Below are 8332 nucleotides of genomic sequence, written 5' to 3' on the forward strand. Positions count from 1 at the left end.
TGTTTGCAGTAAGGATATGACAGATTGTCCGCGACTGTCAGGTCGCTTTCCAAACAGTATTTGTGCGTTTCTGCGTCCTTCGGAATGAATGCGACAGCGAGTTGGCGCAAACTGCCCAGTGTACGAAATCCCTCGCCCCTAGGTTCAATGTGGGAGGGGCGGAACATGCAGCCATTCGAGGGAATACGAGTGCTTGATCTTACGCATGTCTATGCGGGACCGTTTTGTACCTTTCAACTTGGCGTTCTTGGGGCCGAGGTCATAAAGATAGAACCGGTGACGCAACCCGACATGACCCGTGCGGAGGGCGCGGATGCAGCGCTGAACGCCATTGGCATGGGGTTGGGGTTTCAAGCGCAGGGGGCTGGGAAACGCACCTTGGCGCTTGATCTGAAATCGGACGAGGGTCGGGAGATCTTTGACCGGCTGGTTCGAACCGCAGATGTCGTGGTGCAAAACTATACGGCCCGCGCGGTCGAAGCTTTGGGATTGCGATATGATCGGCTAGCGGCCTTGAAACCTGATCTGATCTATTGCGCCATCAGCGGGTTCGGTGCGACAGGGCCGAAGGCAGGCCATCCGGCCTATGACGTGGTAATACAGGCCTATACAGGGGTCATGACCGCCAATGGCGAGGTGAACGGCACCCCAATTCGTGTCGGACCGGCCATGGTAGATTACGGAACCGGGGCGCAGGCCGCGCTGGCGATTTCAGCGGCGCTTTTTGGGCGCGCGACGACAGGGCAGGGACGGAGGATCGACGTGGCAATGACCGACTGCGCGTTGATGATGATGAACTCTAACTCGATGACCGCATTGGCAACTGGAAAGGCGCCAAAACCACATGGTAACAACGACCCTTCGCTTGCCGGCTATGCGACATTCGAAACTGCGGACGGTTTGCTGATGATCGGAGCATACACCAATACTCAGATGGCGAACCTGATGCGGGCGATCGGCAAGCATGAGCTTGCCGAAGAAATCTTGCAAACGCCCCGCGCTGAAATCGGCAAACGACGAGAGGCGGATTCCGCCGCAATCGCGCAGGCCATGGCTTCGCGAACGGCTGAGGAATGGGAGCAGGTGCTCAACGCACACCACGTGCCGGCGGCTCGTGTACGGAGTTTGGAAGAAACGTTAGACGAGGCGCAGCTGGCCACGCGAAACGTCATTCAAAAGGTGGATGATCGCAGGTTTCCCGTGGCGGGCTTCACCTACGATTTCGGAGCGCCTGCATTGACCAACCCACCCCGCGCCCATGGCGCGGACAGCCGCGCCATATTGGAGGAATTTGGTGTCGACGCGGCCGCATTCGACGACCTGGCTGCGCGTGGTATAGTGTTCAGCCCTTCTTGAGGACGTTTTCCTCGAACGCGACCTTGAAGGCAGCCTGTTTCTCTTGGCTGGCTTCGGTCTGGTAGTTGGTTTTCCACTCGTCCATGGTCATGCCGTAGTAGATCTCGCGGGCCTCGTTCTTGTCCATTTCGATGCCCTTTTCGTTGGCCGCTTCCTGATACCAGCGTGCAAGGCAGTTGCGGCAGAACCCGGCAAGATTCATCAGGTCGATATTCTGTACGTCCGTGCGATCTTCCATCAGGTGTTTTTGAAGGCGGCGGAAGGCTGCGGCCTGAACTTCGATTTCGGTTTGTTGGTCCATGCGTGGGCTCCGTGTGAGTGACTTGGCCTTGAGGTAGCAACACTTGTCCGGCGATACAATAATCGGAGGCCATGAGGTGGCCACCACATCGATCACGGGATCAGGCCAGTTTCAACGCCACCCACGGCACAAGGCAGAAGACCAGCGTCAAAATCTTGTAGTTAGCCAGATATCGGAAATAGACCTTTTTGACCTCTGTCTTTTCCATGCCGAACATGTTGCCATGAATGGTCGCGATCCGGTCTTGCAAGGCAACCACCATCAATGTGCTGAGGAGTAAGATACTGATATTCAAGACCGTCATCCAGCCGAAGACCGTCGCCAGGGTTGCCTGAGTCATGGTCGTCTCCTTTCCTTTTCGATATGGGGGTAACTGGATGCACTCACAAGAATGCGCGGAGAGCGCCCGGCCAATCCGACCTGACGTCACAAGTGATTTTAGGCAAGGACGGGTTGATTTTGGGTGACGCCACAAAATGCCCAGCCCTTTGAGGGCAGAAAGGCGAACCGAACTGCAAAACAACTGGACGATGGTTTTGCCTTGCAGCTTATGAGTTCGCCCGGCATGTTTTTTTGCAGGCGTTCCACGGTGTCTTCGAAGGAATTCAGTGTCGGATGGGAGCAAAGGCATGTTGGGAGTAAACGGTGAGATATTTCAGACTTTTCGCAGATGAGACAGGTGAAAGCCATTGGGAGACCGTCGAGGTTGCGCTGGAGGAGAAGGCCTTTGCTCCGCCAGCCAAAAGCATTGAAATATCTGCCCCAGAACGTGCGCGACAGATGTTGTTTCTAAGACTCCGGGCGGGCTGGGATGAGCCGGTCCACGTCAGTCCGGTGCGGCAAAAGCTGATCTGCCTGGCCGGAACAGTCCGGGTCGCAGCGAGTGATGGCGAAACACGCGACATTGGCCCCGGAGACGTCTGGCACATGGAGGATCGTCACGGCAAGGGCCACCACACCTGCGTAATGGGCGAAGAAGATTTTGAAGCGGTAATCGTCCAGTTCGACTAGCGCGAGAGGCTCACACACCGCTGTCGTGAAGCGCCCCTTCGAGAATGGGGGCCAGCCTTTCGGCCCAAGCGCGTTGTCCTGCGTGATCGGCAATCAGATCATTCCTGATCTCGATCAGTGCGTTAGGGCGATTGTGTGCGGTGCAGTGCTTGTCAATCGCGTCTCCCGACAAGATCCCGGTATAGGGCTCGTTGATACCGATACACAGGTCTGGCTCTGCCTGCAGGTGATTGATCAGGGGGCGAGAAAACCTCTCATCCTCGGTATGCAGAACGCCGATATGCCAAGGGCGCGGGTCCCGGCCCCGCAGTTGCCGGGTAAAGGAGTGCATCGACACAATGACCGCGTGTGGCAGTGCCGCCATCCGCCCAAGCGCGTCGTGGTAGGGGCGATAGCAAAGGTCCAACCGTTTTTCTCGTTCTTCGGCATCGGCGTGGCGGTTGCCGGGGATGATCGAGCCGTCATAGAGTTTCATCAGCAAGGTCGGATCGTCCTCGCCCCGGTTTGGATCGATTACAAGGCGAGAGAAGTTGGCGGCGATCACCGGTGCGTTCAGGACTTCACCCAAGTGTTTCGACACCTCATAGGCACCCACATCATAGGCGATATGGCGCTCCATATCCTCACGCGGCAGCCCCAGATCGCCGCCGTTGATGGCGGGAGGAACCATGTTGGTTGCATGATCGCAGGTAATCAGCCAGCGGGACGGGCGGTCCTCGCCATGTATGAAAAAAGGGGTGTATGTCATCAGCCTGTCATCTTGTTTGTCGCAGGTGTAGGGCAGTTGCCTGAGAAAGGGAATTGCGCGATAAGCGAGCCGATCACTGTTTGCGATAACAGGAGCCGAATTAAGGAGAGCAAGGTCGATGCGACGCCTGAGAAATGTAAAAATCGTGGCGACGCTGGGTCCGGCGTCCGACACTTACGAGATGATCCGCGCGCTGCACGAGGCGGGCGCCGACGTATTCCGGCTGAACATGAGCCATGGAACCCATGACGAGATTCGCGAAAAACACCGGATCATCCGGCAGGTGGAAAAGGATCTGGACAGCCCGATTGCGATTTTGGCTGACCTGCAAGGGCCGAAACTGCGTGTGGGCGTGTTCGCCAAGGATGTGGTAGAATTGGAGGAAGGCGCCACATTCCGGCTGGATCTGGATCAGACGGCAGGGGACGCAACCCGAGTTTGCCTGCCGCATCCAGAAATTTTTGAGGCTTTGGAACCCGGCGCGCATCTGTTGGTCAACGATGGTAAGATTCGACTGGTTGTGGACCGTTGTGGCCGCGAATTTGCCGATTGTACGATTGAAACCGGGGGCACAATCTCGAATCGCAAGGGCGTGAACGTGCCGGACGTAGTGCTGCCACTTGCGGCGCTGTCTGAAAAAGACCGGGCTGATCTGGAATTCGCCTGTCAGTTGGGGGTGGATTGGCTGGCGTTGAGTTTTGTTCAGCGCTCCAAGGATGTCTTCGAGGCCCGCGCACTTGCTGACGGTCGCGCCGCCATACTGTCAAAGATCGAAAAACCAGCGGCGGTCGAGGCGTTTGACGAAATCCTGGATGCCTCGGATGGGATCATGGTGGCGCGCGGTGATTTGGGGGTGGAGTTGCCGGTGTCGGCGGTGCCGCCGATTCAGAAGCGCCTGGTGCGAAAATGCAGGGCTGCGGCCAAACCGGTGATCGTGGCGACCCAGATGCTCGAAAGCATGATCGAAAGCCCGATGCCGACCCGAGCGGAGGTCTCCGATGTGGCAACCGCGATTTACGAAGGGACCGACGCCATCATGCTCAGTGCGGAATCGGCGGCCGGAAGCTATCCGATTGAGGCGGTTCAGACGATGAACAAGGTAGCGATCGAAGTCGAGGCCGATCCGACCTATTCGCAGATCATCAATGCCTCCCGCAGCGCCAAGGGCACGACCATCGCCGACGGCATTGTCGCCGCCGCGCGCGAGATTGCGGAAAAGACCGATATCAAGGCGATCTGCTGTTTCACTCAAAGCGGCACAACAGCGTTGCTGACCGCGCGCGAGCGTCCCGGCGTGCCGATCATCGCCATGACTTCGTTGGTCGGAACCGCGCGGCGCCTGTGCCTGAGCTGGGGCTGCAACTGCGTGATGACGCCCGAGTTGGAGCGGTTCAAGAGTGCCGTCGTCAACGCGGCCCGTGCCGCCCGCGCTGGCGGTTTCGCAACGGAAACCGATCAGATCGTAGTAACGGCGGGTGTGCCATTCAACGTCCCCGGTACGACCAACATCCTGCGCGTTGCCCCCTGCGATGAACGCTTGATCTATAATACCGATCCGGGCTAAGCGCGTTTTCGGAGTTTTCGCGCCTGAAAATGCGCGAAACCCCTTGCCAGTTTGCGCGGACTTGCGTAAACGGCGCCTCTGACCGCGCGACCGGCCGATGTGGCATGCCGAGTCGCGTCAAGACCGAACCCGAATGAAGGAGACGGAAATGCCCAAGATGAAGACCAAGTCGAGCGCCAAGAAGCGCTTCAAGGTGACTGCGACCGGTAAGGTCCTGACGGCCCAGGCCGGCAAGCGTCATGGCATGATCAAGCGGCACAAGAAATTCATCCGCAATGCCCGTGGCACCACCACCCTGTCCGCCCCCGACGCCAAGATCGTCAAGGGCTACATGCCCTACGACCGCTAAGAGGAGATTTGAGAGATGTCCCGCGTTAAAGGTGGAACCGTAACTCACGCCCGTCACAAGAAGGTCATCAAGGCCGCCAAAGGTTACTATGGCCGCCGCAAGAGCACCTTCAAGGTTGCCCGTCAGGCCGTCGACAAGGCCAACCAGTACGCAACCCGCGACCGCAAGAATCGCAAGCGCAACTTCCGCGCGCTGTGGATCCAGCGGATCAACGCTGCTGTGCGCAGCCATGACGAGGCTCTGACCTATTCCCGCTTCATCAACGGCCTGAACCTGGCCGGCATCGAAGTGGACCGCAAAGTCCTGGCCGACCTGGCCGTGCACGAACCGGAAGCGTTCGGCGCGATCGTCGCCAAGGCACAGGCTGCTCTGGCTGCCTGACCCTCTTTTGAGAGACAGTGAACAGGGCCGCTCCCTTGGGGGTGGCCTTTTTCGTTATTGAGCCGGGAAAGGTTCAGCGGATCAGCTCAGAAGAAACCAGAGAACTGCGGCTGCAACTGCTCCGCCGATCACAAGTGCCGTCGGGTCCGAGGTGACAGACTCCATCAGCCCCGACAGATCAAACCCTTTTGACCCGCCGCCGCCTCCGGTCGCGTTCTTTATGGCAATTCCGTATTCCAGCATTTCAGCACCGTCGCTTTCGAGCTGTCGGATGCAAGTTTGCCTGAAACGGGTGGAAATTTCACCCTGTGTCGGGCTGGCGCGTCCACTATGGCGCACCACTGAGGGTTTCGTGCATCAGGCCAGCTATGGCCAACCCGGCCCGATTTGCCGGAATGTGCCTTGCGATACCGCGCTTGTCTTGCATTCAGCGCCATTGGCCGATAGCAGGTTCTGGACCAAATTCAGGGGACCGTCATGGACGATCTTAAGGTAAAGTATCTGGGGCAGATTGCCGAGGCAGGCGACGAAACCGCGCTGGAGGCGATCCGTGTCGCCGCCGTGGGCAAAAAGGGCGAAGTGGCGCTGAAGATGCGCGAATTGGGCAAGATGACGCCCGAAGAACGTCAGGTCGCAGGCCCAGCGCTGAACGCGCTGAAGGACGAAATCAACTCGGCGCTGGCCGCCAAGAAGGCAGCATTGGCGGATGCTGCACTGGATGAGCGTTTGCGTACCGAATGGCTGGACGTCACCCTGCCCACGCGCCCGCGCCGTCAGGGCACGCTGCACCCGGTCAGTCAGGCCAGTGAGGAACTGACCGCGATTTTTGCCGAGCTTGGTTTCTCGGTCGCTGAAGGGCCCCGGATCGAAACCGACTGGCACAACTTTGACGCTTTGAACATCCCCGGCCACCACCCTGCACGGGCCGAGATGGACACGTTCTATATGCACCGTGCCGAGGGTGACAACCGCCCGCCACACGTGCTGCGCACCCATACCTCACCGGTGCAGATCCGGTCGATGGAACTGCAGGGTGCGCCGATCCGCGTGATCTGTCCGGGCGGTGTGTACCGCGCCGACTATGACCAGACCCACACGCCGATGTTCCATCAGGTCGAGGGGTTGGCCATCGACAAGGACATCTCGATGGCGAACCTGAAATGGGTGTTGGAAGAGTTCGTCAAAGCCTTCTTCGAGGTCGACGACGTCGAACTGCGCTTCCGTGCCTCGCACTTCCCGTTCACCGAGCCGTCGGCCGAGGTCGATATCCGCTGTTCCTGGGATAACGGCCAGCTGAAGATCGGCGAGGGCGACGACTGGATGGAAATTCTGGGTTCCGGCATGGTCCACCCCAAGGTGATCGCCGCCGGTGGGATCGACCCTGAGGTTTATCAGGGTTTTGCCTTTGGCATCGGCATCGACCGTCTGGCGATGCTGAAATACGGTATTCCGGATTTGCGGGCGTTCTTTGATTCCGACCTGCGCTGGCTGCGCCACTATGGGTTCGCGGCGCTGGATATGCCGAACCTGCATGGTGGTTTGAGTCGGTAGGTGTATTTTCTGGGAGTATATCTCTCTAAATATTACGACTGGTGTTTTGCGTTTTCCGGGCGCAATCATCGATGGGTCGGATTCGCTCTGCTTTTTGGATGGTTTTTGGTGTTTTGCGGGTTCGCAAGTTTCCTTCCCGGATGGATGAGCATCCTTATTCTGCTTGCTGCGACGCCATTTCACGGGCTCTTCATGCTGGCACACCACCGCGTCTGGGAAAAACGGGACCAAACCGTGCGCGATCAACAATCGCAGTTGCGGAAAACCAAAAAACTCATTGATCGCTTCAAAAAGTAGGCGCGGCGCAAAGGCCGATAGGCCGCCGCGCCATCGCGAGACCGCCCGGACGGGCTGGCGATTTGTCTCCGCAGGTGCCCAGTTTCAACGACACACAAAATTGACGACCATAAACTGCCCAGCTCAAGGTTTGATTGCCATCCCGCGATCTGGCGATGGCCCGGTTTGATGTTTTAACTGATGTAGGGCGGGCTTCAGCCCGCCATGTGCGATGGGTGGGTGCCGGGCTGAAGCCCGGCCTACGTTCGGACTACACCGATATGTTAAGTGACAGGGCGGATTGTCGCGTTAGGGTCGGGCACATGATCCGTCGATTGTTCTGCCTTCTCCTGCTGATGACCACGCCCGCCTTTGCCATGGGGCCCTGGAAATCCGAATGCCACGGCGATACCGCCTGTGATCTCGGTGACCGCTCGTATCACGTGCTTGAACCTGACGGCTGGGACAGGCAGACGCCTCTGCCGGTGCTGCTGCATTTCCACGGCTGGGCGCGGCAGGGCACCGTGGTGGTCAATCACCAGCGTATCGCCAGCGCCACCCGCAAGCGCGGGGTCCTGCTGGTTGCGCCCAACGGGCGGCGCAAGACCTGGGATTTCTGGACCTCTGACACCGACGATGTGGCCTTTGCCAACAGGGTTCTGGAAGATGTGGCCAAGACCTATCCCATCGACCTCGACCGCATCTATGTCTCGGGCTATTCCTTTGGCTCGGCCATGGCGTGGCGCTATGTCTGCCAGTCGGGCAATCACGTTGCCGCCCTGCTTGCCATCGCAG

At 58.6% G+C, this 8332-nt stretch carries 12 protein-coding genes; 8 read left to right on the forward strand and 4 right to left on the reverse strand.

Annotated elements, in window-relative coordinates; all coding sequences use genetic code 11:
- Window positions 1-165: 165 nt before the first annotated feature.
- Window positions 166-1356, forward strand: coding sequence for a CaiB/BaiF CoA transferase family protein (locus AC2FNB_RS19635; RefSeq protein ID WP_496748497.1), 1191 nt, complete (start codon window positions 166-168; stop codon window positions 1354-1356).
- Here AC2FNB_RS19635 and AC2FNB_RS19640 read toward each other — a convergent pair.
- Together AC2FNB_RS19640 and AC2FNB_RS19645 are read right to left on the reverse strand one after the other, a co-directional pair.
- Window positions 1343-1657, reverse strand: a complete 315-nt coding sequence (locus tag AC2FNB_RS19640; RefSeq protein ID WP_480751491.1) for a DUF1244 domain-containing protein — start codon at window positions 1655-1657, stop codon at window positions 1343-1345. The two genes, AC2FNB_RS19635 and AC2FNB_RS19640, sit on opposite strands and share 14 nt — an antisense overlap.
- Window positions 1658-1757: 100 nt before the next feature.
- On the reverse strand, window positions 1758-1997 hold the full coding sequence (locus AC2FNB_RS19645; protein ID WP_496748498.1) for a DUF6868 family protein: 240 nt from the start codon (window positions 1995-1997) through the stop codon (window positions 1758-1760).
- Window positions 1998-2302: 305 nt separating this feature from the next.
- Here AC2FNB_RS19645 and AC2FNB_RS19650 point away from each other — a divergent pair, with 305 nt between their 5' ends.
- Window positions 2303-2668 (forward strand): cupin domain-containing protein, encoded by a 366-nt coding sequence (locus tag AC2FNB_RS19650; RefSeq protein ID WP_496748499.1) that lies wholly within the window; start codon window positions 2303-2305, stop codon window positions 2666-2668.
- A 10-nt stretch (window positions 2669-2678) separates the two neighbouring features.
- On the opposite strand, the gene AC2FNB_RS19655 is transcribed toward AC2FNB_RS19650, so the two are convergent.
- Window positions 2679-3416 (reverse strand): N-formylglutamate amidohydrolase, encoded by a 738-nt coding sequence (locus AC2FNB_RS19655; protein ID WP_496748500.1) that lies wholly within the window; start codon window positions 3414-3416, stop codon window positions 2679-2681.
- 118 nt (window positions 3417-3534) lie between these two features.
- Between AC2FNB_RS19655 and pyk the strand changes: the two genes are divergently transcribed.
- The 3 genes from pyk (at window position 3535) to rplT (ending at window position 5710) form a co-directional block, all read left to right on the forward strand.
- Entirely contained in the window at window positions 3535-4980 is a 1446-nt protein-coding gene (pyk, locus tag AC2FNB_RS19660) for a pyruvate kinase (protein ID WP_496748501.1), read from the forward strand.
- Window positions 4981-5128: 148 nt separating this feature from the next.
- Complete coding sequence (gene rpmI, locus AC2FNB_RS19665; RefSeq protein WP_480751499.1) at window positions 5129-5329, forward strand: 50S ribosomal protein L35; 201 nt, start codon at window positions 5129-5131, stop codon at window positions 5327-5329.
- Between the two features lie 15 nt (window positions 5330-5344).
- Complete coding sequence (gene rplT / locus AC2FNB_RS19670; protein ID WP_008756009.1) at window positions 5345-5710, forward strand: 50S ribosomal protein L20; 366 nt, start codon at window positions 5345-5347, stop codon at window positions 5708-5710.
- An 81-nt stretch (window positions 5711-5791) separates the two neighbouring features.
- Here rplT and AC2FNB_RS19675 read toward each other — a convergent pair whose 3' ends face one another.
- On the reverse strand, window positions 5792-5953 hold the full coding sequence (locus AC2FNB_RS19675; RefSeq protein ID WP_480751500.1) for a hypothetical protein: 162 nt from the start codon (window positions 5951-5953) through the stop codon (window positions 5792-5794).
- A 234-nt stretch (window positions 5954-6187) separates the two neighbouring features.
- Here AC2FNB_RS19675 and pheS point away from each other — a divergent pair, with 234 nt between their 5' ends.
- The 3 genes from pheS to AC2FNB_RS19690 form a co-directional block, all read left to right on the forward strand.
- Complete coding sequence (gene pheS, locus AC2FNB_RS19680; protein ID WP_496748502.1) at window positions 6188-7261, forward strand: phenylalanine--tRNA ligase subunit alpha; 1074 nt, start codon at window positions 6188-6190, stop codon at window positions 7259-7261.
- Entirely contained in the window at window positions 7262-7558 is a 297-nt protein-coding gene (locus tag AC2FNB_RS19685; RefSeq protein WP_496748503.1) for a hypothetical protein, read from the forward strand.
- 302 nt (window positions 7559-7860) lie between these two features.
- On the forward strand, window positions 7861-8332 hold a 472-nt coding region (locus tag AC2FNB_RS19690; RefSeq protein ID WP_496748504.1), incomplete at its 3' end, for a CE1 family esterase.

This window comes from Ruegeria sp. BHSB058 (assembly GCF_059613285.1).